A 23,557-nucleotide genomic window follows, 5' to 3' on the forward strand; every position below is an offset into this window, starting at 1 on the left:
GGCACCGCCGCCCGGCCCGTCCTGGGCGGTTGCCTCATCGTGACACCACCGACCAGAGAGAAGACGTCCCATGAGCAACCTCGTCGCCATCTCCTGTCCCGATGCCGCCACCGCCGTGACGGTGCGGAACCGCCTGGCCGCCCGCTAGGCGGTGCTCCTTGTCCGATCCGCACGCGCCGGCTCATCCGCAGGCCGGCGCCGTCCACAGGAACTACACCGGCGCCGTCTACGGATCGCTTCTGGCCGCCTCCGTGGTGGTCGGTGCCGGGAGCCTCGGCAGGTTCCCCCGGCTGGAACTGATCATCTTGTTGTTGGGCACCGGGGTCGTGTTCTGGGCCGCCCACGTGTACGCCCGGGTGTTCGGTGCCCGTACGGTCTTCCGGGCCATGAGCATGGCCGACATCCGCAGGGCCTGTTCGGAAGAGCGGCCGATCGTCGAGGCGGCGGTCCTGCCGGCCGTCGCCGTGGCCGTCGGCCCGCTGCTGGGGCTCGGGGCGCAGGGCACCGCATGGCTGGCTCTCGCGGTCGCCGTCGCCTCGCAGGTCGGCTGGGCGGCCACGGCGGCGGTGAGGATCGGGGCCTCCCTCAGGATGGTGGCGGTCACGAGCCTGATCAACCTGCTGCTCGGACTGGTCATCGTGGCGCTCAAGGCCGTGCTCCACCACTGACCAGGCTCGCCCGCCGGACCGGCGGGTCCGGCCGATCGATGTGAGGTGACTATGCGCAGGTGGAAGAGGGAGGTCCGTGCTCTGCACGCGCGCCGGCCGGCCGGCGGACGGAGTGCAGGGTGACCAGGACTCCCGCCGCCCACGGCCCGGCCGCCTCGTCGCGGAGGCTGCTGGCGCCCCTCGCCCTGGCCCAGTTCATCTGCAGCTTCGCCGGCTCGAACATGAACGTGATGATCAACGACATCGGCGAGGACCTGGACACGACGGTGCAGGGCGTGCAGGGCACGATCACGCTGTTCTTGCTGATCATGGCGGTGCTCATGATCCCCGCCAGCAAGCTGACCGACCGCTGGGGTCGCAAGCGGTGCTTTCTGGCGGGCCTCGCTCTGTACGGGGCCGGCGCCCTGATCAGCGCGTTCTCGCCCGGTCTCGGCGTGCTGATCCTCGGCAACTCGGTGCTCGAAGGGGTGGGTACGGCGTTGCTGATCCCACCGGTCTACATCTTCGCGACGATGGCGTACGACGATCTCCCGTCGCGGGCCCGGGCCTTCGGCGTGATCAGCGGCCTGGGTGGCGTCGGGGCGGCGGCGGGCCCGCTGATCGGAGGATTCATCGCGACGGCGATCGACTGGCGGGCCGCCTTCGTCTTCCAGGCGGTGGTCGTCGCGTTCATCCTCTTCCTCAGCCGGGGGCTCGTCGACCCCGTGGCGCCGGATCCGGAACGCCCCTTCGACGCCGCCGGGGCGGTTCTGTCGGCGGTCGGCATGTTCTTCGTGGTGTTCGGGATCCTCCAGGCCGACAACGACGCCGCGCTGATGGCGGCGTTCCTCGCGGTGGGGGCCGTCCTGCTGGCCTGGTTCTTCCTGCACATCCGATCCCGGGAGCGGGCGGGGCGGGAGCCGCTGCTGTCGACGGGGTTGTTCCGGAACCACACGTCCAATCTCGGCCTCGTCACCCAGAACATGCAGTGGCTGATCCTCATGGGAACGTCGTTCGTCGTCTCCGTCTTCCTCCAGACGGTCCGCGGGTACAACGCGATCCAGACCGGTGTCATCTTCACCGCGGCGACCGTGGGCGCCCTCGTCGCGTCGCTGGCAGCGGAGCGGCTGGCCAGGAAGTATTCGCAGAAGTCGCTGATCTCGGCGGGTTTCGCCATGACCGTGGCCGGGATCGGCATCCTGCTCGCCCTGGTCGGGGCGTCCTCGAGAGTCGTCGCCTTCGCGCCGGGACTGCTGCTGATCGGCCTCGGCGTGGGCGTGATGCTGACCCCGTCGGTCAACGTCGTGCAGTCCAGCTTCCCCGAAGAACTGCAGGGTGAGATTTCCGGATTGTCACGCAGCGTCTCCAACCTCGGCTCGTCGTTCGGCACGGCGATCGTCGGCACGATCCTCATCTCCAGGTCGGCCGAGGGAGAACATTCCTACGCTCTCGCCATGATCGCTCTCGCGGTCTTCGCGCTGATCGGCCTCGCCGCCGCCATCAGCCTCCCGTCCGGTTCGGGACCGCCCGGCCCGGCATAGCCTGCCGGGCCGTGCCGTACGGGCTCCCCCGGTCCGCGGGCCTCCGGCCCTGGGCTGCGCCGCGCCGCCTACCGGCCGGCGCGGTCGAGCTGCTCGTCGAGGGCGACGGCCGCGGCGATGATCGCCAGATGCGTGAACGCCTGCGGGAAGTTGCCGAGCTGCTCGCCCGACGGGCCGATCTCCTCGGCGAACAGGCCGACGTGGTTGGCGTAGGTGAGCATCTTGTCGAAGGCGTAGCGGGCCTGTTGCAGCCGGCCGGCGCGGGCGAGGGCCTCGACATAGAGGAAACTGCACAGGTTGAAGGTGCCCTCGCAGCCGCGCAGCCCGTCCGGGGAGGCGGCCGGATCGTAGCGGTAGACGAGACTGTCGCTGACCAGCTCGCGGTCCATGGCGTCGAGGGTGCTCAGCCAGGCCGGGTCACGCGGGGAGATGAAGCCGACGCGGGGCATGAGCAGGAGCGAGGCGTCCAGCACGTCGGTGGCGTAGTGCTGGACGAAGGCCTGCCTGCGCGGGTTCCATCCGCGGTCGACGATCTGGCTGAAGACGGCGTCGCGGGTGGCCATCCAGCGGACGAGATCGGCCGGGCGCGAGTAGGTGGTGGCCATGCGGATGCCGCGATCGAAGGCGACCCAGGTCATCAGACGGCTGTAGGTGAAGTCCTGGCGCCCGCCGCGGGTCTCCCAGATGCCCTCGTCCGGACGGTCCCAGGCGTCGGCCAGCCAGTCCAGCACGCCGGCGAAGGATCGCCAACCACGGATGTCCCCGATCTCCTGGGCCTGGGCCAGGGCGTCGGCGGCCTCACCGTATATGTCCAGCTGGAGCTGGTCGGCGGCCGCGTTGCCGGCCCGGACCGGCGCGGACTTCTGGTACCCCTCCAGGTGGTCGAGGACCTCCTCGGTCAGGTAGGGGTCGCCGTCGATCCGGTACATGATCTGCAGCGGCTCGCCCGAGGCCGTGCCGCCGGCCTCCAGGCGCTCGCGCAGCCATCTGCGGAAGGCCTGGGCCTCCTCGACGAAGCCGAGGTCGATCAGGGCCCGGACGGACAGCGACGCGTCGCGGACCCACGTGTACCGGTAGTCCCAGTTGCGCTCGCCGCCGATCTGTTCCGGCAGGCCCATCGTGGCGGCGGCGATCGGCGCGCCGGTGGGCGCGTAGGTGAGCAGCTTGAGAGTGATCACCGAACGGTTGACCATATCGTGCCAGCGGCCGCGGTACCGGGACGCGCGCAGCCAGTCATGCCAGAAGGCGCGGCACGATTCGATGCTCGCGCGCACCTCGTCGGCGGTCGGAGGGGCTGCCGCGTGGTGCCCGCCGCTCCCGCCGGCACCGCTCTCGGTGGTCAGGACGACGAAGGCCGTCTCACCGGCCTGGAGGACGAAGTCGGCGGTCACGTCGTCGCCGTCGGGGCGCAGCGAGAGAGAGGGGGGAACCTGCACGTGCAGGTCCATTCCCGGGCCACGGAGAAGAGCCGAGCCGTCATCGAGGAAGGTGAGGGTGTGCGGTGCCCGCCCGTAGTCGAAGCGGGGACGGCAGACGAAGGAGAAGGGCAGGCTGCCCCGGACCACCCGGACGACCCGCACCAGACGGTGCCGGTCGGTGGGGATGCTGGAGGGGTTCGGTTCCATGAAGTCGGCGACCTCTCCGACGCCGCCGGGAGCCATGAAGCGGGTGACGAGGATCGCGGTGTCCGGTAGGTAGAGCTGCCGGATGGTCACTCCGGCGACGCGGCCGGAGTCGACGGCGAGCCGGCAGAAACCGCCGCGTTCGCTGTCGAGCAGGGAGGCGAAGACACTCGGGGAGTCGAACCGTGGCGTGCACCACCAGTCGATGGCGCCCGTTCCGGAGATGAGCGCGGCGGTCTGCAGGTCCCCCACCATGCCGTGGTCCGCGATCTGCGGGTAGTCGTTCATGGTTCCTCCGTCGTTCGCCGGGCGTGCCGAGCGACTGCCTCCACGCCTGCCGGGTGACCGGCCGCCGAGGGGACGGAGCAGTACTTTCCACTCTAACCACGGGACACGGCACGGAGCCGCCTCGGGTGGACGCAGAGTCAACGGGCCCGCGACTCCCGGCCATGGACCACCCGGCGCTCCGCTCCCTAGGTTGATCAGACGTGACCGTCGCCGACCGGCGTCCGGTGGTGCGCCACCTGATCGGCCCCTGGCGCCGGCTGCGTCGTCGGCGTTGCGCCACTGGACGCGGCCGGGCGACCGGGTCCTGATCGCGCCGACCAACTGCGAGACCGTGCTGTTCACCGCCCTGGCCGCCGGGCTGGAGCCGGTGATGGCCCCGGTCAGCATCCGCGACGGCAACATCGACCCGGCCAGGGTCGACTACCGGGGGCTTGCCTGCGTCGTCACCACCCACCTGTACGGCCAGCCCGACCGGATCGTCGAGCTGGAGGCCGCCTGCAGGGAACGAGGCCTCGTGCTCGTCGACGACGCCGCCCACGCGCTGGGCGTGCAGGTGGCGGGGCGCCCGCTGGGCACCTTCGGCGACGTCGGGGTGCTGAGCCTGGCCAAGCACGGCCGCGCCATGTCGGGCGGCTTCCTGACCAGCGCCGACACCGCCCGGCTCGCCGGGGCGGCGGGCACGCTGGACACGCTGCTGCGGCCGGGGACCTGGCACGGCCACCTGCGTGACCTGCTGCGGCCGATGGCCCGCGAAGCCGTCGCCCGGGCCGGGCTCACCGGCACCGCGTGGCAGGCGATGAAGGCGACCGGCCTGGCACCCTGGGGGCCCCGCTGGGAGGGGCACCGCGTGGCCGCGCGCGAGCCCGAGCTGCGTGCCACGCTGGCCCTGCCCCTGCTCCGCGTGCCGCTGCTCGTCCGGCAGCGGGACGAGGTGGTGCGGGCCCTCGAACGGCGCGGCGTGGTGCCCGGCTTCATCTACGACCCGCCGCTGAGCGACTATCTCGCCCTGGTGCGGCCGGGCCCCGCCCAGGCCCACGCCCGCTGGTGGACCCGACACGTCCTGCCCGTCGACCCCCTGGACGCCGAGCGCGTCGAAGCGCTGCTCACCGAGCTCGGCGTCCACCCGGCGCCGGCGCTCCACGACGTCCTGGCCTGAGGCGGGCGCCCACTTCGCCGGGGCCCGGGGCCACAGAGGCGGCCCATGACACTGCGGCGGGCGCCATAACCCGGCACGACTCAGAGCGGTTCGCCACGCTGTTCGCCCGCCACGCCCCCGAGCTCAGGCGCTACGTCATCCGCCGCCTCGGACTGGAGCCTGCGGACGACATCGTCGCCGGGCTCTCACGGCAGGGCCGTCCACGTTCTCGACTCCGGCGACCACCGCTATATGGGCGTCGAGGTCGTTGACGACGGCGAAGCCGTGGGATGTCGGTGCTCGGCGCCTGCATCGTCGACAACGCCGGTGACCTGCCCTGACTCCGTGGACCGTGGCCGGTCAGGAGTGGGCGGGGCGGCGGTGGACGAGCCGCAGGCCCATCTCGATCAGTGCCCAGCCCAGGCGGGTCTCCCAGCGGCGGGCGGCATGGACGGGTGTCTCGGCCAGGCGGCTGCGCTCAGCCTCGGCGCGCAGTTCAAGGGCGCGGACGCGCTCGACGTACAGGAACAGGTCGGTGTTCATCGGCCCTCCCAGGGGTCGTTTCAGGCACGGAGTGGATCGTTTCTGGGCGGGGAGCGGGTCGCTTCAGACGCGGAACGGGAAAGCGTTGACGTGCAGGGCGACATTTTCGCGGCCCTGCGTGTCGCCCGCCTCGCGGGCCGCCGTGCCGCGTTCGCGCCACTTCGCGACCAGCTCGCCGAGCTCGCGGCCGAGCTCCTGCAGTTCCTCGGCCGTGAGCGTGAACAGGAACTCGGAGCTGAACGACGCGCCGCGCCAGTCGTCGCTCCACGCGTGCTTGCTGTCGAGGTATTCCTCGTACATCTCGTTTCGCTGGCGGGCGTACACGCGGGAGACGGCGGTGTGGACGGCGGCCCGTTCGGGGGCGTCGCGCCAGTCCTCGTCCCTGGTGCTGACGGTGGTGGAGACCGGCCGCCACCACCGCTCCCTGCCGTCGCCGCTGCCCGGCTCGGCCTCCTCGATGATGCCGTGCGCGGACAGCTTGCGCAGGTGGTAGCTGACCAGGGACACGGCCTCGTCGACCTTGTCGGCCAGCTGGGACGCGGTCGCCGTGCCCGCCATGAAGAGCGCGCGGTAGAGCTTGATGCGCAGCGGGTGGCCCAGCGCCTTGAGCGTGTCGATGTCCTTGACGCGATGGTTCTTCTCGGCGACCATGATTCCACCATAGAAGCGAAAGGAAATTTGCGCAATACAAGTTGCACAAGTTTCGCTTCCTATCTGGGCGCGAGGACAGCCGGCTCCTAAGCGACGGGAGCGCGCGCAAAGGCCGCCCGGCGCTGGGAGGCGCCGGACGGCCGGTGGAGGTCGCTACCTCACGGGCAGGTCGTAGACGCGGCGCACGCTGCTGCCGAGCCGGCTCACGTCGGCGCCGTACACGTGGAGCGACACCCCGACCTCGTCGCTGGTGTTGCGCACCATGTGGATGTCACCGGGCGGCGCGAACCCGCTGACCTCGCCGGGGCGGTTGGCCGCGCGCCCGATCTCCACCAGATGGTGACCCATGTCGCGGTAGAGGGTTTCGTACTCGATGCCGCTGAGGATGCCGAACGTGCACCACGCCACATGGTCGTGGATCATCGTGAACTGGCCGGGCCGCCACACGACCGCCACCACCGAGAAGCGCTCCTGGGCGTGCAGCACGTGCGAGACGTACCCGTCGGGTGAGCCCGCGCGCTCCTCCGGCGTGAGGATGTCGAGCCCGGGGAGGCCGTCGCGGAGCAGATCGGCGACGGCGTGCGCGGTGTCGCGGGGCTCTATCTCGCGCGCCACGATCGCGGAGATGCCGGACACGAGCAGATCCAGCCCCGGACGGACGGCGGTGACGGTGCGCATGAGGTACTCCCTGGAAAATCGCCTTCCCTTCCACCGTGTCCCACTTGCATCGATAGGTCCAACAGAAGTCTTCTGGCCTATCGATAGATACCATTGATAGATGCTCGACGTCACCCGGCTCCACGTCCTGGTCGCGGTCGCCCGTACGGGGTCGCTCACCGCTGCCGCCAGGGAACTCCACTACTCCCAGCCCTCGGTCAGCCACCACCTGGCCAGGCTGGAGGCGGAGACGGGAGCCAAGCTCATCCAGCGCGCCGGGCGCGGCATCCGGCTCACGGACGCCGGCCGGCTGCTCGCCGAACGCGCCGCCGACATCATCGGCCGCCTCGACGCCACGTCCGAGGAACTGGCCGCCCACGTCGGGCTGCGCACCGGCCGCGTGCGGCTGGCCGCCTTCCCCTCCGCGCTCGGCACGTTCATCCCGAAGGCGGCCGGCCTGCTCGCCGCCGCCCACCCCGGGCTGCGCCTGGAGCTCATGGAGACCGAGCCGCCGGAGGCGCTCAGGCTGCTGCGGGCGGGCCGGGCCGACGTGGCGGTGATGTTCCGGTACGACGACACCGCGCCGGAGGACAACGGCCTCCACATGATCCACCTCTTCGACGAACTCAGCTACCTGGTGTCCAGCGCCCCGGCCGGCGGGCTGGAGAGCGGGCTGGCCGAGCATGCCGGCTCACCCTGGATCGCGGGCTGCGACCGGTGCCGCAGCCACCTGCTGGACATCTGCGACAAGGCGGGATTCACGCCGCGCATCTCGTTCACCAGCGACGACATCGTGGCCGTGCAGGCCCTCGTGGCGGCCGGGCTGGGCCTGACCCTGCTGCCCGGGCTGGCGCTCACCGCCCACCGCCACCCCGGCGTGCACGTGACCGAGGTGCCCGGCTCGACCCGGCACGTGTACGCCGCCGTCTACGGCGAACCACCCCACCCACCGGCCACGGAAGCACTCGTGAAGGCGCTGCGAGAAAGCCTTTGACGCCGTTCCTACGATGGCCGCATGCCAGACATCGCGACGCTCGCCGTCTTCTGCGTGGCCGTCCTCGGGCTGCTGCTCGTGCCCGGGCCTGCGGTCGTCTACATCGTCACCCGCAGCGTCGCGCAGGGCCGCGCCGCGGGCGTCATCTCCGTGCTCGGCGTGCACGCGGGCTCGCTGGTCCACATCGGCGCGGCGGCGCTGGGCATCAGCGCCCTGCTGGCGGCCTCGGCCACGGCGTTCACCGTGGTCAAATACGTGGGCGTGGCCTACCTCCTCTGGCTCGGCGTGCGCAAGCTGATGCGCGGCGAGGACGGCGCGGACACCGTCGAGCTGCACGTGCAGTCGAAGCGGCGGCTGTTCTGGGAGGGGTTCGTGGTCAACGTGCTCAACCCGAAGACGGCCGTCTTCTTCGTGGCGTTCCTGCCGCAGTTCGCCGATCAGCGGGCCGGGCCGATCGGACCGCAGATCCTGCTGCTCGGCGCGATCTGGCTGGTGCTCGGTGTGGCGTCGGACGGCACGTACGCGATGCTCTCCTCCGCGCTGGCCGGCCGGATCCGCGGGTCCGCCAGGGCGCGCCGGCGGCTCGAGCTGGGGAGCGGCGTGGTCTATCTGGGTCTGGCCGCGTGGCTCACATCCGCGAAGGCATGACAAGGGCGGAAATTTCCCAGCCATAGTGCGATAGTTGAGATCACAGGCTCGAGGGGGACGACACGTCGCGACGTACCTAATGGGCGGACCCATGGACACGCCACCACACCGCCTCGCGCTCGAACGGGTCGTCGAGGTCTACTCCGGTCACGACGACCTCGTCGGCGTGACCGGATCCGGATACGTGATCGGCGCCGACCTGGTACTGGCCTCCGGCCAGGTGGTCGGGCCCGGCACGCCGTGCCAGGTGCGCGCGCCCTGGTCGGCCCGGTGGATCGCGGCAGAGCAGGTGTGGCGTGGACGCGGCGCGGCCAGCGCGGTGCTGCTGCGGGTGCCCGGCTCCCCGTGGGCCGAACTGCCCGGCACCGAACACGTGCGCTGGGCCAGGGCCGCCGCACCCGGCGTACGGTGCCTGGCCAGAGGGTTTCCGCGGGCGGGGCAGCGGGCCGGGTTCCGCGACGCCGAGACGCTGGCCGGCGTGGTGGACGCCCCGGCCGACGCGGCGTCGAAGGCGCTGACGGTCTCCGTGGGGAATCCCGCGAGCCACGCGGTGCCGGGCTCGCTCTGGGGCGGCCTGCCGGGCGCCGCCCTGCTCGCCGAACCGGCCGGCCAGCTCATCGGCGTGATCGCCTCAGGTACCGCACCGCGGCTGGACGCCGTACCGGTGACCGCGCTGCTGAGCGACGCGCGTTTCCGTGAGCTGGCCGGCGTGCCGCCCGGCCGGCTCGAGACCGTGACCGGCGACGAACCCTCCGTGCCACTCGCCGACCTGCTGTCGCCCGCCCGTGACGACCCGCCGCCGGACGGCCCCGGCTGGACGCTGCTGCAGGCCCGTCACGCCGTCGTGCCCTTCCTGGGGCGGGAGGAGGAACTGGCGCGGCTGCGCGCCTGGGCCGCCGAACCGGCCCCGCTGTCGATCGCGGTGCTGACCGGCCGCGCGGGAACCGGCAAGTCGCGCCTGGCGGGCGAGCTGTGCGCGGAGCTGGCGGGGTCCGGCTGGGACGCCGGCCTGCTCCCCCTCGACGCGCTCTGCGACCTGGACCCCGAACCGGACGCGGCCGCCGGCTGCGCGGCGGTGGGCGGACGGGCCGGTGCCGCGCTGGATGCCGTCCGGCCGACGTTGCTCGTCGTCGAGCATCCCGAACCGTCCGTTCCCCTGGTGGGCGAGCTGATCCGGCGGCTGGCCAAGCATGGCCGCAACCCCCGCGTACGGCTCCTGCTCGTGGCCCGCGAGCCGGGCGAGCCCGGGTGGTGGCGGCGCCTGGACACGGCGGCGGGCGGCTGGCTGCGGCGGCTCAACACCACGACGATCCAGCTCAACACCCGCCCGCTCACCCTGCCCGAGCGGACGGAGCACGCCCGCGCCGCCATGAAGGCGTTCGCCCCCAGCCGGGCCGCGCTGCCCGCACCGCCCCATCTCGACGATCCCGAGTACGGCCTGCCGCTCCACGTCCACCTGGCCGCCCTGATGCGGCTGCGTGACGAGGGCGAGCACGCGCGCGGCGGGCTCCTGGAGCGGTTCGTCGCGCGCGAACTGCACGAGTGGGCACCGGCCCGGCCCGCCGGCCACCAGCGGATGGACGACGTGACGGCGCGCCAGGCTACGGCGGTGGACGCGGCGACCGCGCGCCAGGCCGTGGCGGTGGTCACGCTCACCGCGCCCACGCCCGCCGAACTGCCCGGCCTGCTCGCGGCCGTGCCGGGACTGCGCGACGCCGCGTCCAGCGGGCCCGGGCTCGACGGCCCCGTCCACGACGTGGTGGCCTGGCTCCGCCGGATCCTCCCCGGCGGCGAACGGCTCGTCCCGCGGCTCGTTCCCCTGGGCCCTGACCTCGTGGCCGAACAGCTCCTGTCCGGCACCGAGGACCTCGAATCGCTCGTGCTCGCCGTGCACGACCTCGACGGCCGGACGACCCGGCATCTCGTACGGATGCTGGACGTCCTGCGGGTGTCCGCGGGTGGGGAGCGGGTCAGGTCGGCGCTGCGGACGCTCGTCACGGCCAGGGCCGGCAACCTGGTCGAGGAGGCCGTGACCCGTCCGGGGACGCGGCTCGGCGACCTGGTCGACGCCGTACTCGGGCTGTTTCCCGCCGAACCGGAGGCCATGGCCGCGTTACCGGTACGGGCCGGGCGCGACCGGCTCGGCCTGCGGGCCCTCGACGTGACGCTCGGCGAACTGGCCGTGCACCGTCACCGGGCACGAGGCGAGCGGCTCGCCCTGGCGGAGGCGCTGTCCACGGTGTCGGGCCGGCTGGCGGCCGCGGGGCGAGTGGGCGAGGCGGTCGCCGCGGCGGCCGAGGCCGTGGAGATCCACGCGGCCGCTCCCCCGTACGAGGAGGGTGCCGGACGCGCGGAAGCGCTGTTCGACCTGGGGGCCTGCCTGTTGCTTGCGGGCGAGGCCGGGAGCGCGCTCAAGCCCGCTCAGGAGGCGGCGGCCAGGTTCCGGAAGCTGGCCGGGGACGACCCCCGGTATGCGGATGCGTCCGCGCGGGCACACCACAACCTCGCGTGCGCGCTGCTGGAGACCGGGCGGCTGGGTGAGGCGGTCCGGGCGTACGAGGCGGCGGGCGGGGACGGCGAGTTCGCGGGGCACCTGGCTGCCCTCCTGTCCGTGCCCGCCGCACGTCACCCCGGCACGACCTCGCAACCCCCGGCACCGCCGAGCGTCCCCGCTCCGCGCCTGGGGCGGTCCGGTTCCCCTCTTGGCGAGGCGGGAACCGGGGCAACCGGGCCTGGCGGCACCACGACCAGCCGATCCCAGGCGGAGGGTGTGGAAGCGGAGGATGCCGGACCCGGAACGACCCGGGCCGCTACGGCCGGGCCTGGCGCGGGGGTTGTCTGGACGGGTGGGGCCGGGGCCGGCGGGGTGGTGCCGTCCGTGCCGGGAGCGGCGGCGACGGGCGGTGTGCGGCCGCTCGGCGTTCCGGTCGGGGGAACGGGTTTCCCGACGACGGACGCCGTCGCCGCGCCCGCGCCGCTGATGCGGTTCGACGGGCCGGATCCCGCGGCGGTGCCCGAGCTGGCCGCGTGCCTGGCCAGGGCCGCCACCGCCGCCGTCGAGCACGTGACCCCGACGAGCAGGGACGTGGCCCGCCGCCTCCACCTCCTCGCCGCGTGGCTCGAAGCTCGGGACAAGCCGGCCGACGCCCTCGTCCCCGCGGGCGCGGCCGCCGTACGGCTGCGCGGCCTGGCCGCCGAGGGGCCGGAGCCGCGGTCCATGCTGGCGGAGACCGCGTGCATGCTGGCCAGGCTCCACACGCGGCTGGATGACCTGGACGCCGCCGCACGTTCCGCCGCGGAGGCCGTACGGAATCTGCGTGCCCTGGTCGCGCTCGACCCGGGCGGGCATCGCACCCGCCTCGCCGGGCAACTGCTGGTGCTGGGCGAGTTGCTGCTGGCGGACGACCGGCCCGAGGCGGCGCTCGGCCCGTTGCGGGAGGTCACGTGCGTGGCGGCGGAGCGGCACACCGCGACGCGGGCGAACGCCCGGCGGCTGCTCGGCCTCTGCCTGGACGAGCTGGGCAGGACCGCCGACGGCGCGGCGCAGCTGGAGGCCGCCGCCGAGCTGTACGACCTGGCCGGCGGCCACGCCCGGCAAGCGGCGGCGGTGCGGGCGAGGCTGGAGCGGATGCGCACGGCGCCGGACGTTCGCCACGTCGAACGGCCCTGGCTGCTGGCGATGGTCGCCCGCGATCCCGGGCAGGCCGTGTCCGGCGCGGAACAGCGGCTGGCGGAGTGCAGGCAGTCCTTCGAGAGCGCGGGCGTACCGGGGCTGGAGGAGATCCACGCCTACCTGGCCGCGCAGGCGACGCTCGCCCGCGCCTGGGCGGACGCCGGGCGGGCCGGGGACGGCCTCGCGCTCGCGACGCAGGCGGCCGAACTGTTGCAGCGGTATCCCGTACCGGATCGGCCCCACGCGATCGCCGTGGGCATGGTCGCGGCGGCGCTCGGGCGCTCGCTCGCCGGGCTCGGCCGCCACGAGGAGGCCGTTCCGCACCTGCGCACCGCGATCGAGTCCTACGAGCCGCAGACCGGTACGAGCGCCGCCTTCCGTACGGAGCTGGCGGAGCTTGCCATCCTGGAGACCGTCGCGCTGTCCCGTGCCGGTTGCCCGCCGGACGCGGAGGCCGCCGCCGACCGGCTGGCGGGGCTGTACGAAGGGCTCGTGGCGGACGGACTCCATGATCCCCTGGCGCACGCCGGCGCGCTGCGGCTCCAGGGCGGCATCCGCTTCGCCCGGCGGAACCCCGAGGGCGCGCTCCAGTCGGTCACCCGGGCCCTCGACGTCACGGGCACGGCGTCCGGCGATGGGCTGCTGGTCGCCACCTGCCTGGAGCTGGGCGGGTTGTGCCTGGCCGAGCTCGGCCGGAGTGGCGAGGCCAGGGCGAAGCTGGAGGAGGGGACGGCGTCGCTGGCGGAGCACGGTCGTGTCCCGCCGGATCTCGTCGACGTGCACGTGCTGGCGCTGATCAGGCTGGCCGGGCTGCGCGTGGCTGAGGAGGGGCCCGCCGCCGGGGTGGCTCTGTGGGCGCGGATTCTCGGCATGCGGCCGTTGCCGGGGGTGGACGTGCTGGAGGCCCTGGTCGAGTCCCTGGCCGGTTTCGCCGGCGACGTATCGGACCTGGGGCCGGCGCTGACGGCGTTCACCGACGCTCTTGAGCGGGAGGTGCCGCTGAGCGGCACCGGCACCGAACTGCACGCGAAGTACGGGCGCTGCCTCGCGAGGTTCCGGGACACGGCAGCGCGGGCGGGAGACGACGGGACCACCCGCGTGCCCCCGGAACGGGCCACGGAACTGACCGCCGAGCTGGCCATACGTGTCCACCGGAACCTCGCCGCCGCGTCAGGCGCGCACCGTACGGAGCTGGGCCTCGCGCTGGCCGCCCTGGCCAGGATCGGCCACGCCGACCTCGCCGTCATGGAGCAGGCCATCGACCTCCTCACCGAACGACCGGCCGGCACGCCTGACCGGCCCGGCGGACAACCGGGCGACACGACGGCCGGCACGCGCCGCCGGCCCGGCGGCGCCCTGGTCGACGTGCTCAACCGTTATGCCGTCCGGCTGCTCGAAGAGGACCGGGCCGTCGAGGCCCTGGCCCACTGCGAGCGCGCCGCCGATCTCTGCGACGAGCTGGACGACCCGGCCCTCGCCGCCGTCACCTACGCCCGGCTCGGCGCCGGCCTGTCCGTGCTCGACCGTCCGCAGGCCGCGCTGGAGGCGATCACCTGGTCGCTGGCGGAGCTGGACCGGGCCGCGGCGTCGGGACAGGAGCTGCCGCACGTGCGGGCCGAGGCCGTCCGGGTGCGCGGGCAGGTGCTGCGGGCGTTCGGGAGGGGGCAGGAGGCGCTGGCTCACCTGGTGGCGGCGCTGGAACTGTTCGTGCAGCTGTCCGACGACGCGGCCACCGCCGATACCGCCGCGACGATCGCCGACGACCTGCTGGCGTCGGGGCGGGCCGAGGAGGCCGCCGGGTACGCCAGGACTGCCGCGGCCGGGTACGCCCCCGGCACCGTCAAGCACGCGCTGGCCGTCCAGCGGCTGGCCAGGTGCCACCTGGTGCTCGGCGAGCTCACCGAGGCCAACACGCTCGTGGAGCAGCTCATCCCGCTGGCCAGGCGGTCGCCGGACGACCTCACCCACCGGGCGATCCTCGCCGACTCGCTGGCGCAGAGCTCTGAGCTGCTGCCCCTGCTGGGGCTGGACGGCGGGACGGAGGCGGAGACGAGAGCGCGGGAGGCGATCGCGATCTACGACGAGCTGCTGGCCGCGGGCATGGAAGCGCAGGCTCTGCACACGGGCCGTGCGGGCGCCTGCCTGACGCTGGCCTCCGCGCTGAGGATGCGGGGCATGGCCGCCGACGCGATCCAGCCGCTGCGGGAGGCGGTCGCGGCGCTCGAACGCCACGGGCCCGGCCACCCCATGCTGCTGGGTCTGCTGTCCAGGGGGATGCTCATGCTGGGCGACGCCCTCATGGAGGCGGGCCGGGCGCTGGAGGCCGGGCTCGTCTTCCACCGGGCCACGCAGGTCACCCGGGACACGCTGTTCAGAGCCGTGGCGCACGCCAAGCTCGGCCTCTGCCAGGAGGAACTGGCCAGGGACGACGCCGCCGACGCCGCGCTGCGGGTCTCCGCGGGGCTGCTGCGCGACCTGCTGGCAGACGGGCGCGGCGAGGGGCCGGCCGAGTTACTGCGTGACGTGCTGCACGGCCGGCTGCGGCTCATGGAGCGGGCCGGGCGGAACGACGAGGCGACGGCGATCCAGGACGAGTTACGCCGCCTCGCCCGCACGCAGGCTCCGTGATCGCGGGTGCGAGCCGGAGCCCCAGCACCACCCGCGCGTGGAATTCGTGATCGCCGGTGACGGCCGCAACCGCGCCGCTCTCACCCGCGCGGGGCTTCGGGCGAGCCGCCCTCCGCGATCTCTCGTGCCCAGCGGTAGTCGGCCTTGCCTGCCGGCGAGCGCATCATCTCCGCCACGAACGCGTACGAACGGGGCACCTTGTACCCCGACAGTGACGTCCTGCAGTGCGCGTCCAGCTCCTCCTCGGTGACCTCGACGCCCTCCCGAGGCTCGACCACGGCCGCCACCCTGCTCCCCCAGCGTTCGTCCGGCACGCCGGTCACCACCGCGTCGAACACCGCCTGATGCCCCTTGAGCACCGCCTCGACCTCTTCGGGGAACACCTTCTCCCCGCCGGTGTTGATGCACTGCGAGCCCCGGCCGAACACGTTCACCGTGCCGTCGGTCTCGACGGACGCGAGGTCGCCGGTGAGCAGCCAGCGGGTGCCCTCCTCGTCGGTGACGAACGTGCGGACCGTCTTGGCGGGGTCGTTGTAGTAGCCGAACGCCACCCGGCCCGACCTGGCCACCGTCCCCATCTGCCCGGAGCCGGGCTCGACGGGTCTGAGCCGTTCGTCGAGCACGGCCAGCTTGACCACGGAGTTGGGCTGGTAGCGCAGGCCCTTCTCCGGCGAGGAGCCGGCCACGCCCGAGGCCGTGTAGCCGGACTCGGTGGAGCCGAGGTTGTCGAGGATCATGACGTTCGGGAGCAGCTCCTGCAGCCGGTCGCGTACGGCGCCGGACAGGATGGCCCCGGTCGAGCTGACCACGAGGAGCGAGGAGACGTCGTAGCCGCCGCCCTCCAGCGCGTCCGCCAGCGGCCTGGCCATGGCGTCGCCGGTGATGTTCAGGGTGAACACGCGTTCCCGCTCGATCGTCCGCCACACCTCCGGGGCGTCGAACTTGCGCACGTACACCATGGCCGAGCCCATCCACCAGGCGATGAACGTGGCCATCTGCGCGGCCCCGTGCATGAGCGGCGGCGCGGCCATCATCACCATCGGGTTGGCCTTGACCGCCTCGTCGACGACCTCCTGAGGGGTGGCGCGCGGCTCGCCGTACGGGTTGCCGCCGCCGAAGCCCATGAACAGGTCCTCGACGTGCCACATCGCGCCCTTGGGCAGTCCGGTGGTGCCGCCGGTGTAGATGATGTAGACGTCCTGGCCGGAGCGCGGCGGGAAGCCGCGTTCCGGCTTGCCGCGTTCGAGAGCCGTCGCGTACGGCACCGCGGAGCCGATCGACGACGGCCCGCCGACCGCGACCAGGTGCTCGAGCAGCGGCGCCGCACCGGCCACCGCGCTCACCCTCGGGTCGAACTCCACGTCGTAGATCAGCGCCCTGATGTCGGAGTCGCGGTACAGGTAGAGCAGTTCGGCCTCGACGTAGCGGTAGTTGACGTTGATCGGCACGGCCCTGATCTTCAGCGTGGCCAGCAGGCCCGCGACGTACGGGATGCCGTTGTAGAGCTGGATCCCGACGTGCTGGCCCGGCTGGACGCCCAGGTCCGCCAGGTAGTGGGCGAGCCGGTTGGCCTCGGCGTCGAGTTCGGCGTAGGTGCGCCGGTCCTGACCGCAGACGGCGGCCGTCCTGTCCCCGATCGTGTCCGCGAGCCCTTCGAACAGGTCAGCGTGGTTGAACTCCATCGAAGTCCTTCCCATGGTCCGGGGTGTGGGGGCCTGCCTCGCAGGTCACGGTCTGTCGCGTCCGACGATCCACATCGCGAAGAACTGGGATCCTCCGCCGTAGGCGTGGCCGAGCGCCGTGCGGGCGCCGTCCACCTGGTGCTCGCCCGCCGTCCCGCGCACCTGCAGCGCGGCCTCGGCGAACCTGATCAGCCCGGACGCCCCGATCGGGTTGCTGGACAGCACGCCGCCCGAGGCGTTCCACGGGATGTCACCGTCGAGTGCCGTGGCGCCCGACTCGGTGATCTTCCATCCCTCTCCTTCCGCGGCGAACCCCAGGTTCTCCAGCCACATCGGCTCGTACCAGGAGAACGGCACGTACACCTCGGCGACGTCGATGTCGCGGCGCGGGTCGGAGATGCCGGCCTGGCGGTAGACGTCGGCCGCGCAGTCCTTGCCCGCCTGCGGGCTGACCGTGTCACGCCCGGCGCGGAAGATCGGCTCCGAGCGCATGGCCGTGCCGTGCACCCAGGCGGGGGTGCCGGTGGCCGCGGACTCGGACGACAGCACCATGGCGCAGGCGCCGTCGCTGGACGGGCAGGTCTCCAGGTAGCGGATGGGTTCCCAGAGCATGGGCGTGGACTCGACCATGGCCCGGTCGATGCCGGGGATCCTCAGGTGGGCGTACGGGTTCTTCAGCGCGTTCAGCCGGTCCTTGACCGCGACGAGCGTGCCGATGTGGCCGGGGGCGCCCGACGTGCGCATGTACTCGCGGATGTGCGGCGCGAAGTAGCCGCCCGCGCCCACCACCAGGGACGCGCTGAACGGCAGGTGTGTGGACAGCGCCCAGGTGGCGTTCGACTCCGACTGTTTCTCGAACGCCACGACCAGCACCCGCTCGTGCACCCCGCCCTGGATGAGCGAGGCGCCGACGAGGGCCGTCGAGCCGCCGACGCTGCCCGCGGTGTGCACCCGCATCATCGGCTTGCCCGCCGCGCCGAGCGCGTCCGCCAGGTACGACTCGGGCATCATCACGCCCTCGAACAGGTCGGGCGCCTTGCCGATGACGACGGCGTCGATGTCCCTGAACGTCAGCCCGGCGTCCTCCAGCGCCCGCAGCGCCGCCTCGCGCACGAGCCCGGCGATCGAGACGTCCGTGCGCCTGCTGCGGTAGCGCGTCTGCCCGATGCCGACGACAGCACAACGGTTTCCCACTACGCCTCCAACACGGTGACGAGGTTCTGCTGCAGGCAGGGGCCGCTCGTGGCGTGCCCGACGGTGCGGCGGGCCGCGCCGTCGTGGATGCGCCGCGCGGCCTCGCCCACGCGGATGAGGCCCGTGGCCATGACGGGGTTGGCCGCCAGCGGGCCGCCGGACGGGTTGATCTCCGTCTCGTCGCGCAGGCCGAGCGCCTCCCGCAGGATGATCTCCTCGTGCGGGAACTGGGCGTGCAGCTCCGCCACCTCGACGGGGCCCTTGCCGACCCCCGCGGCGCGTGCGGCGTCGGCGGCGGAGGCCGAGCGCGCCAGGTCGCGCATGCCCAGGTAGTGGGGCTCCGTGCGGTGGGCGATGCCCCGGATGTAGGCGGGCCGGGGGCACAGCCGGCTCGCCAGGTCGCCCGCCGCGAGCACGACGGCGGCGGCGCCGTCGGTGATGGGCGGCACGTCCGTCGTCTTCAGCGGCCGGACGGCGACGTCCTCGCCTTCGGGGTCCGGCAGGTCGAGCGCGTACGGGTTGCGCCGCCCGTCGGCCCGGCTGCGCCTGACGATCTCGTCCAGCTCGGCCCGGTCGGCGCCGGCCGCGTTCGCCTGGAGCGCGGCGTAGGAGAGCTGGTCGAGCCCGAGCGGCGCCAGGTAGTACGGGTCGAGCTGGAGGGTCATGATCGTGCGCAGGTCGCCCAGCGACGACTTGCCGAAGCCGTAGACCAGGGCCGAGTCGACGTCGCCGTGCTGGAGGCGCACCCATGCCTCGTACAGGGCCCAGGCGGCGTCCATCTCGACGTGGCTCTCGGAGATGGGCGGCCAGGCGGCGAGCGCGTCGAGGGCCGACACGAACGAGAAGGGGGCGCCCGCCAGGTAGTCGCAGCTGCCGGAGCAGGTGAAGCCGAACCGCTTGAGCCCGGTGCGCTCCTTGACCTCGCCGATCACGGGGCCGATGAGCTCGGGCTCGGTCAGGCCGGTGTCGTGGCCCGTGTGCCGCGTCTGGGCGAACGCGACGATCGCTACGTCTCTCATGGCCGCTCCACGTCGGGCTCGCCGGTGGGGGCGAACCAGCGGATGTTCGCCATGGACGCCGTCCGTTCGTGCTCGGGGACCCAGACGGCCTTGACGCGCATGCCCTGGCGTACGTCGTGTGCTGGTATGTCCCCGATCAGGGCGATCATGGGGATGTCGCTGCCGTCGAGCAGGATGTACGCCGACACGAACGGCACCTCGGGGGCCCGCGGGTCGGGCAGGTTGTTGATGGCGAACGTGGTGATCGTCCCGGTGTCGGGGAGTTCGAGCGTCTCCGGGATGGCGTCTCCGCATTCTGGGCAGGTCAGCCGGTACGGCACGTACACCTTGGCGCAGGTGGCGCAGCGGCCGCCGAGGAAGACGCCGCGTTCGATGCCCTCCAGGAAGACGCGGAGGGCGCCGCCCGCCTGGAGGCGGTACTCGGTGCGGACGTTGGCCACGATGTCGGTGACCTCAGGGACGAAACACGAAATGTCGGTAATCTGGCCGGTGGGGCGGTCTTTCCAGACCGGCCACACCCGCAGGCCCGCCCGCAGCCGTCCAGGATCACCCGCGTCCACGGCGTGCACGAGCGCGGTGTCCGCGCCGTCGAGCCTGATCAGCGCCCAGGCGAAGGGCCGGTCGAGCGGGTGGCCCGCACCGGGCTCGGGCACGTACGCCCACGTCGTCACCGTCCCCGCCGGGCCGACCTCGACGAACTCGCCGGTGACCGGTTCGCCGGTCGCGGGGTCGTACTCGAGGGGCGGCACGAGCACCTTGCCCTCTTTCGTGCGCACCCCGACGATGCGGCGACCGCGTAATTCGCTGAGGAACCGGCCGATCACCGGGCCCGTGGTGCGCGAGTAACCGCCCGGGAACTCCAGAACGTGCCGGGCTACCAGCGGATCAGATGGCACGGTCGTGTCCCTCCCAGTACGGGGCGCGTAGCTTGCGTTTGAGCAGCTTGCCGTTGGGCTCGCGGGGCATCTCCGCGATGAAGTCGACGCTCCTGGGCCACTTCATCCTGGCCAGGCGGCCCTCCAGCGACGCGAGCAGCTCGGCGGCCAGCTCCGGCCCCGGCTCGATGCCGGGCGCGGGCTCGACCACGGCCTTGATCTGCTCGCCCCACTCCTCGTCCGGGATGCCGAACACGGCCACGTCCGCCACCTTCGGGTGGACCATGAGCTCGTTCTCGATCTCGGCCGGGTAGATGTTGGCGCCGCCCGAAATGATCATGTCGGCCTTGCGGTCGCAGAGGTAGAGGAAGCCCTCCTCGTCCAGGTATCCGATGTCCCCTACGGTGAAGTAGTCCTTGAGCCGGTTGGCTGCGGTCTTGGCGGGATCGCCCTTGTACTCGAACGGGACGCCCATCATCTTCATGTAGATCGTCCCGGGGGTGCCAGCCGGCACCGGCTCGCCCTGGTCGTCCACGACGAGCAGCTCGCTGATCGGCCAGGCCGAGCCCACCGTGCCCGGGTGCTCCTTCCAGCCCTCGGGCGTGGCCAGGGTGCCGCCGCCCTCGGTGGCCGCGTAGTACTCGTACACGCAGTCGCCCCACCACTCGAACATCGCCCACTTCACCGGGACCGGGCAGGGAGCGGCGGCGTGGATCATCCACCGCAGCGAGGACAGGTCGTACGCGTGCCTGGTCTCCTCGGGCAGCGCGAGGAGCCGCTTGAAGTGGGTCGGGACCATGTGGGAGCTGGTGACGCGGTGCCGCTCGCACAACCGCAACATCTCCTCGGCGTCCCACCGGTCCATGTAGACGAGCGTGTGGCCCATGTGCAGGGCGCTCCCGCCGAACTGGGTCACTGCCGTGTGGTAGCTCGGCGAGGTCACCAGGTGGGCGTTGGGGCGGCCCGGCGTGATGCCGAACAGCCCGAGCAGACCCGTCATCAGCTCGGCCGAGTCGTCCGGATCCATCCCGCTCAGGTGGCGCCTGACGCCCTTGGGCTTGCCGGTGGTGCCCGAGGTGTAGTGCATGGTGGCGCCGGCGGTGCGGTCATCGGGCGCGGTGCCGGGCTGCCCGTCGGTCAGCTCGCGGGCCGGGCGGAAGCCGGCGGCCTGGCCGCCCAGGACGAACCGGCGCCCCGGCTCGACGGCCTCTGCGCCCCTCGCGCCCTCCTGGAGGAAGCGCGGGTGCACGAAGAACGCCTTCGCCTCGCTGTCGGAGACGATGTACGCGATCTCAGGGCCGGTCAGATGCCAGTTGACGGGGGTGTAGTACCACCCGGCCTGCAACGCGGCCAGGTAGAGGACGAGCCCGTCGGCGCCGTTCGGAACCAGCCCGCAGACGCCGTCGCCGGGCTCCAGCCCGAGACCGCGCAGGCCGTGCACGAGCCGGTTCGAGCGGGCCAGCAGGTCGCCGGCGCGGTGCTCCGTACCGTCGGGGTCGACGGCGGCGATCCACTCGGGGTCGGCCTGCGCGAGCCTCCAGAAGCCGAGCGTGCCCATCTACTCCCCCTGTTCATGGCCTCCACTCCGTGGAGGCGGGTTCGGTCGCCTTTGATGCCGCCACCTTCCCCCGCTCTGGTCGCTACGCTCCCGCCGCTCCTCCAGGCGACGGCGCTCCCTCACATCACGGGGCCAGACAGGAACCTGTTCTCGTTTGATGGGGGGAGCGTATCCTGGGGCGAAAGTTTGTAGCAAGCGCTTGATTTAGCAATTCGGAGGCATCCGTGGAGCTCCTGCCGATCAGCACCCCCCACTGCCGGGTCGAACGCGACGGCCACGTCCTGACCGTCACCATGAACCGGCCGGAGGCCCGCAACGCGCTCTCCTCGGACATGCTGGTCGGCCTGGCCTCGGCCTGGGCGTACGCGTCGGCGGAGCCGGAGATCCGGGTCGCCGTCCTGACCGGCGCCGAGGGCACGTTCTGCTCCGGGGCCGACCTCAAGGCGATGGGGCAGCCGTCCACCGACCCCGAGGTCCAGGCCAGGGCCGCGCGGATCCCCGATTTCCACTGGAAAGGGCTGCTGCGCCAGGACCTGCCCGCCAAGCCGGTCATCAGCGCGGTCGAGGGGTACGCGGTCGCGGGCGGCACCGAACTGCTGGTGGGCACCGACCTGCGGGTGGTGGCGGAGTCGGCCACGCTGGGCCTGTTCGAGGCCAAGCGCGCCCTGTTCCCCATGGGCGGGAGCGCCGTACGCCTGCCGCGGCAGATCCCGTACTGCCACGCCATGGACCTGCTGCTCACGGGCCGCGCGATCACGGCCGCGGAAGCGCTGTCCATGGGCCTGGTCAACCGGGTGGTCCCCGACGGGCAGGCGCTCGCGGCCGCCCGCGAGCTGGCCGAGGACGTCGCCGCCTCGGGCCCGCTGGCGGTCCAGGCGATCCTGCGCACCTACCGCGACACGCTCGGCCTGGCCGAGCCCGAGGCGCTGAAGGTCTCGGACGAGCTCGGCTGGCCGGTGATCGGCTCGGAGGACGCCAAGGAGGGCACCCGCGCCTTCCGCGAGAAACGCTCTCCTCTCTACCGCGCCCTCTAGTCGCCGGTGATGCGCCCCAGGCGTTCCAGCGCCTCGCCGTACTCCTCCACCAGCCCGAACACCACGTCCTTGGTCGACCTGACCTGGTTGGTGACACCGATGATCTGACCGGCGGGGAACGTGGCCAGCTCCGAAACGTCCGAGCGGCCGATGCGGCGCAGCGCGTCCGACACCAGCATGAACTGCAGCGGCATCGGCAGCGTGCCCGGCGACTCCTCCGACTCCCACGCCTCGGTCCACTCGTTCCTGAGCAGCCGCGCCGGCTTGCCGGTCCAGCTGCGCGAGCGCACCGTGTCGCGGGACGTGGCCGCCAGGATGCGCCGCTTGGCCATCTCCGGCGTGTCCGCCTCCTCGACCGTGAGCCACAGGGATCCGGTCCACACGCCCTCCGCCCCCAGCGCCATCCCCGCCGCCATCTGGCGGCCGTTGCCGATGCCGCCCGCCGCCAGCACGGGCACGTCCACGGCGTCCACGACCTGCGGGATCAGCACCATCGTGGAGATCTCGCCGGTGTGCCCGCCGGCCTCCGTGCCCTGGGCGACGACGACGTCCACGCCCACCTCCACCTGCTTGAGCGCGTGGCGGGGCGTCGAGGCGAGCGCGGCGACCTTGACGCCCCGCGCGTGGGCGAGGTCCACCACGTCGGCGGGCGGCGGGCCGAGCGCGTTGGCCAGCAGCGCGATCGGGTGCCGCAGGGCCACCTCGACCTGCGGCCGGGCCGTGGCGTCCGTCCAGCCGAGCAGCACCCGCCCCGGGTCGGCGTCCGAGGACAGCGCCGGCACGCCGTGCCTGGACAGCAGGTTCTCCACGAACGCGCGGTGCCCGTCGGGGATCATCGACTGGAGGCGTCCGACCAGCTCATCGGGGGCGAAGTCCGCGCCCTCGTACGAGGCGGGCATGACGACGTCCACCCCGTACGGGCGGCCGTCCACGTGGTCGTCGATCCACTTGAGCTCCACCTCGAGCTCTTCCGGCGTGAAGTAGAGAGCCCCGAGCATCCCCATGCCGCCCGCGCGGCTGACGGCGGCGACCACGTCCCTGCAGTGGCTGAAGGCGAAGATCGGGAGCTCGATTCCGAACATGTCCGTGACCCGTGTCCGCATGGACCGACGATAAGTCCGGGCGAGCCATACTGCAACGCGTTCTACTCTAGAACGTTCGCTCGGTC

At 72.7% G+C, this 23,557-nt stretch carries 17 protein-coding genes; 7 read left to right on the forward strand and 10 right to left on the reverse strand.

Annotation, left to right across the window (positions count from 1 at the left end; translation table 11 throughout):
- Positions 1 to 158: 158 nt before the first annotated feature.
- Complete coding sequence (locus ACZ6SA_RS23220) at positions 159 to 668, forward strand: hypothetical protein (RefSeq protein WP_465830264.1); 510 nt, start codon at positions 159 to 161, stop codon at positions 666 to 668.
- 119 nt (positions 669 to 787) lie between these two features.
- Positions 788 to 2,188 (forward strand): MFS transporter, encoded by a 1,401-nt coding sequence (locus tag ACZ6SA_RS23225; RefSeq protein ID WP_347643377.1) that lies wholly within the window; start codon positions 788 to 790, stop codon positions 2,186 to 2,188.
- 68 nt (positions 2,189 to 2,256) lie between these two features.
- On the opposite strand, the gene ACZ6SA_RS23230 is transcribed toward ACZ6SA_RS23225, so the two are convergent.
- A complete protein-coding gene (locus ACZ6SA_RS23230) occupies positions 2,257 to 4,098 on the reverse strand; it encodes a glycoside hydrolase family 15 protein (protein ID WP_465830267.1) in 1,842 nt (613 codons plus the stop codon).
- A gap of 271 nt (positions 4,099 to 4,369) precedes the next feature.
- On the opposite strand from ACZ6SA_RS23230, the gene ACZ6SA_RS23235 reads away from it, so the two are divergent.
- Complete coding sequence (locus ACZ6SA_RS23235; protein ID WP_465830269.1) at positions 4,370 to 5,254, forward strand: DegT/DnrJ/EryC1/StrS family aminotransferase; 885 nt, start codon at positions 4,370 to 4,372, stop codon at positions 5,252 to 5,254.
- 339 nt (positions 5,255 to 5,593) lie between these two features.
- Here ACZ6SA_RS23235 and ACZ6SA_RS23240 read toward each other — a convergent pair whose 3' ends face one another.
- From ACZ6SA_RS23240 to ACZ6SA_RS23250, 3 genes are all read right to left on the reverse strand, one after another.
- Entirely contained in the window at positions 5,594 to 5,776 is a 183-nt protein-coding gene (locus ACZ6SA_RS23240) for a hypothetical protein (protein ID WP_347643373.1), read from the reverse strand.
- 63 nt (positions 5,777 to 5,839) lie between these two features.
- The gene (locus tag ACZ6SA_RS23245; protein WP_347643372.1) at positions 5,840 to 6,427 is read right to left on the reverse strand and encodes a helix-turn-helix domain-containing protein; all 588 of its coding nucleotides are present in this window, start codon (positions 6,425 to 6,427) and stop codon (positions 5,840 to 5,842) included.
- A gap of 153 nt (positions 6,428 to 6,580) precedes the next feature.
- Positions 6,581 to 7,105, reverse strand: coding sequence for a cysteine dioxygenase family protein (locus tag ACZ6SA_RS23250; RefSeq protein WP_347643371.1), 525 nt, complete (start codon positions 7,103 to 7,105; stop codon positions 6,581 to 6,583).
- Between the two features lie 100 nt (positions 7,106 to 7,205).
- On the opposite strand from ACZ6SA_RS23250, the gene ACZ6SA_RS23255 reads away from it, so the two are divergent.
- The 3 genes from ACZ6SA_RS23255 (at position 7,206) to ACZ6SA_RS23265 (ending at position 15,027) form a co-directional block, all read left to right on the forward strand.
- A complete protein-coding gene (locus ACZ6SA_RS23255; RefSeq protein ID WP_347643370.1) occupies positions 7,206 to 8,078 on the forward strand; it encodes a LysR family transcriptional regulator in 873 nt (290 codons plus the stop codon).
- 21 nt (positions 8,079 to 8,099) lie between these two features.
- The gene (locus tag ACZ6SA_RS23260; RefSeq protein ID WP_347643369.1) at positions 8,100 to 8,726 is read left to right on the forward strand and encodes a LysE family translocator; all 627 of its coding nucleotides are present in this window, start codon (positions 8,100 to 8,102) and stop codon (positions 8,724 to 8,726) included.
- A gap of 91 nt (positions 8,727 to 8,817) precedes the next feature.
- Positions 8,818 to 15,027, forward strand: coding sequence for a hypothetical protein (locus ACZ6SA_RS23265; protein ID WP_465830272.1), 6,210 nt, complete (start codon positions 8,818 to 8,820; stop codon positions 15,025 to 15,027).
- Between the two features lie 80 nt (positions 15,028 to 15,107).
- On the opposite strand, the gene ACZ6SA_RS23270 is transcribed toward ACZ6SA_RS23265, so the two are convergent.
- The 5 genes from ACZ6SA_RS23270 to ACZ6SA_RS23290 are packed head-to-tail and all read right to left on the reverse strand — an operon-like array spanning position 15,108 to position 21,355.
- Positions 15,108 to 16,709, reverse strand: a complete 1,602-nt coding sequence (locus ACZ6SA_RS23270; RefSeq protein WP_465830274.1) for an acyl-CoA synthetase — start codon at positions 16,707 to 16,709, stop codon at positions 15,108 to 15,110.
- Positions 16,710 to 16,754: 45 nt separating this feature from the next.
- Positions 16,755 to 17,903, reverse strand: a complete 1,149-nt coding sequence (locus tag ACZ6SA_RS23275; protein WP_465830276.1) for a thiolase domain-containing protein — start codon at positions 17,901 to 17,903, stop codon at positions 16,755 to 16,757.
- On the reverse strand, positions 17,903 to 18,922 hold the full coding sequence (locus ACZ6SA_RS23280; protein WP_347643365.1) for a lipid-transfer protein: 1,020 nt from the start codon (positions 18,920 to 18,922) through the stop codon (positions 17,903 to 17,905). Before ACZ6SA_RS23280 ends, ACZ6SA_RS23275 begins: the two co-directional genes overlap by 1 nt.
- Positions 18,919 to 19,818, reverse strand: coding sequence for a Zn-ribbon domain-containing OB-fold protein (locus tag ACZ6SA_RS23285; RefSeq protein WP_465830279.1), 900 nt, complete (start codon positions 19,816 to 19,818; stop codon positions 18,919 to 18,921). Before ACZ6SA_RS23285 ends, ACZ6SA_RS23280 begins: the two co-directional genes overlap by 4 nt.
- Positions 19,808 to 21,355, reverse strand: a complete 1,548-nt coding sequence (locus ACZ6SA_RS23290; RefSeq protein WP_465830281.1) for an acyl-CoA synthetase — start codon at positions 21,353 to 21,355, stop codon at positions 19,808 to 19,810. Before ACZ6SA_RS23290 ends, ACZ6SA_RS23285 begins: the two co-directional genes overlap by 11 nt.
- Positions 21,356 to 21,579: 224 nt before the next feature.
- Here ACZ6SA_RS23290 and ACZ6SA_RS23295 point away from each other — a divergent pair, with 224 nt between their 5' ends.
- Complete coding sequence (locus tag ACZ6SA_RS23295; RefSeq protein WP_465830283.1) at positions 21,580 to 22,389, forward strand: crotonase/enoyl-CoA hydratase family protein; 810 nt, start codon at positions 21,580 to 21,582, stop codon at positions 22,387 to 22,389.
- Here ACZ6SA_RS23295 and ACZ6SA_RS23300 read toward each other — a convergent pair.
- Positions 22,386 to 23,492: an NAD(P)H-dependent flavin oxidoreductase gene (locus tag ACZ6SA_RS23300; RefSeq protein WP_465830285.1), complete on the reverse strand. Its 1,107-nt coding sequence runs from the start codon at positions 23,490 to 23,492 to the stop codon at positions 22,386 to 22,388. The genes ACZ6SA_RS23295 and ACZ6SA_RS23300 overlap by 4 nt on opposite strands.
- Positions 23,493 to 23,557: the final 65 nt, after the last annotated feature.

Source organism: Nonomuraea sp. NPDC049378 (assembly GCF_055586745.1).

Excerpts from the sequence above, each read along its gene's own strand:
- ACZ6SA_RS23270 (WP_465830274.1), bottom strand. The coding sequence starts at position 16,709 with ATGGAGTTCAACCACGCTGACCTGTTCGAAGGGCTCGCGGACACGATC.
- ACZ6SA_RS23300 (WP_465830285.1), bottom strand. The coding sequence starts at position 23,492 with ATGCGGACACGGGTCACGGACATGTTCGGAATCGAGCTCCCGATCTTC.
- ACZ6SA_RS23245 (WP_347643372.1), bottom strand. The coding sequence starts at position 6,427 with ATGGTCGCCGAGAAGAACCATCGCGTCAAGGACATCGACACGCTCAAG.
- ACZ6SA_RS23265 (WP_465830272.1), top strand. The coding sequence starts at position 8,818 with ATGGACACGCCACCACACCGCCTCGCGCTCGAACGGGTCGTCGAGGTC.
- ACZ6SA_RS23230 (WP_465830267.1), bottom strand. The coding sequence starts at position 4,098 with ATGAACGACTACCCGCAGATCGCGGACCACGGCATGGTGGGGGACCTG.
- ACZ6SA_RS23250 (WP_347643371.1), bottom strand. The coding sequence starts at position 7,105 with ATGCGCACCGTCACCGCCGTCCGTCCGGGGCTGGATCTGCTCGTGTCC.
- ACZ6SA_RS23280 (WP_347643365.1), bottom strand. The coding sequence starts at position 18,922 with ATGAGAGACGTAGCGATCGTCGCGTTCGCCCAGACGCGGCACACGGGC.
- ACZ6SA_RS23255 (WP_347643370.1), top strand. The coding sequence starts at position 7,206 with ATGCTCGACGTCACCCGGCTCCACGTCCTGGTCGCGGTCGCCCGTACG.
- ACZ6SA_RS23240 (WP_347643373.1), bottom strand. The coding sequence starts at position 5,776 with ATGAACACCGACCTGTTCCTGTACGTCGAGCGCGTCCGCGCCCTTGAA.
- ACZ6SA_RS23260 (WP_347643369.1), top strand. The coding sequence starts at position 8,100 with ATGCCAGACATCGCGACGCTCGCCGTCTTCTGCGTGGCCGTCCTCGGG.
- ACZ6SA_RS23290 (WP_465830281.1), bottom strand. The coding sequence starts at position 21,355 with ATGGGCACGCTCGGCTTCTGGAGGCTCGCGCAGGCCGACCCCGAGTGG.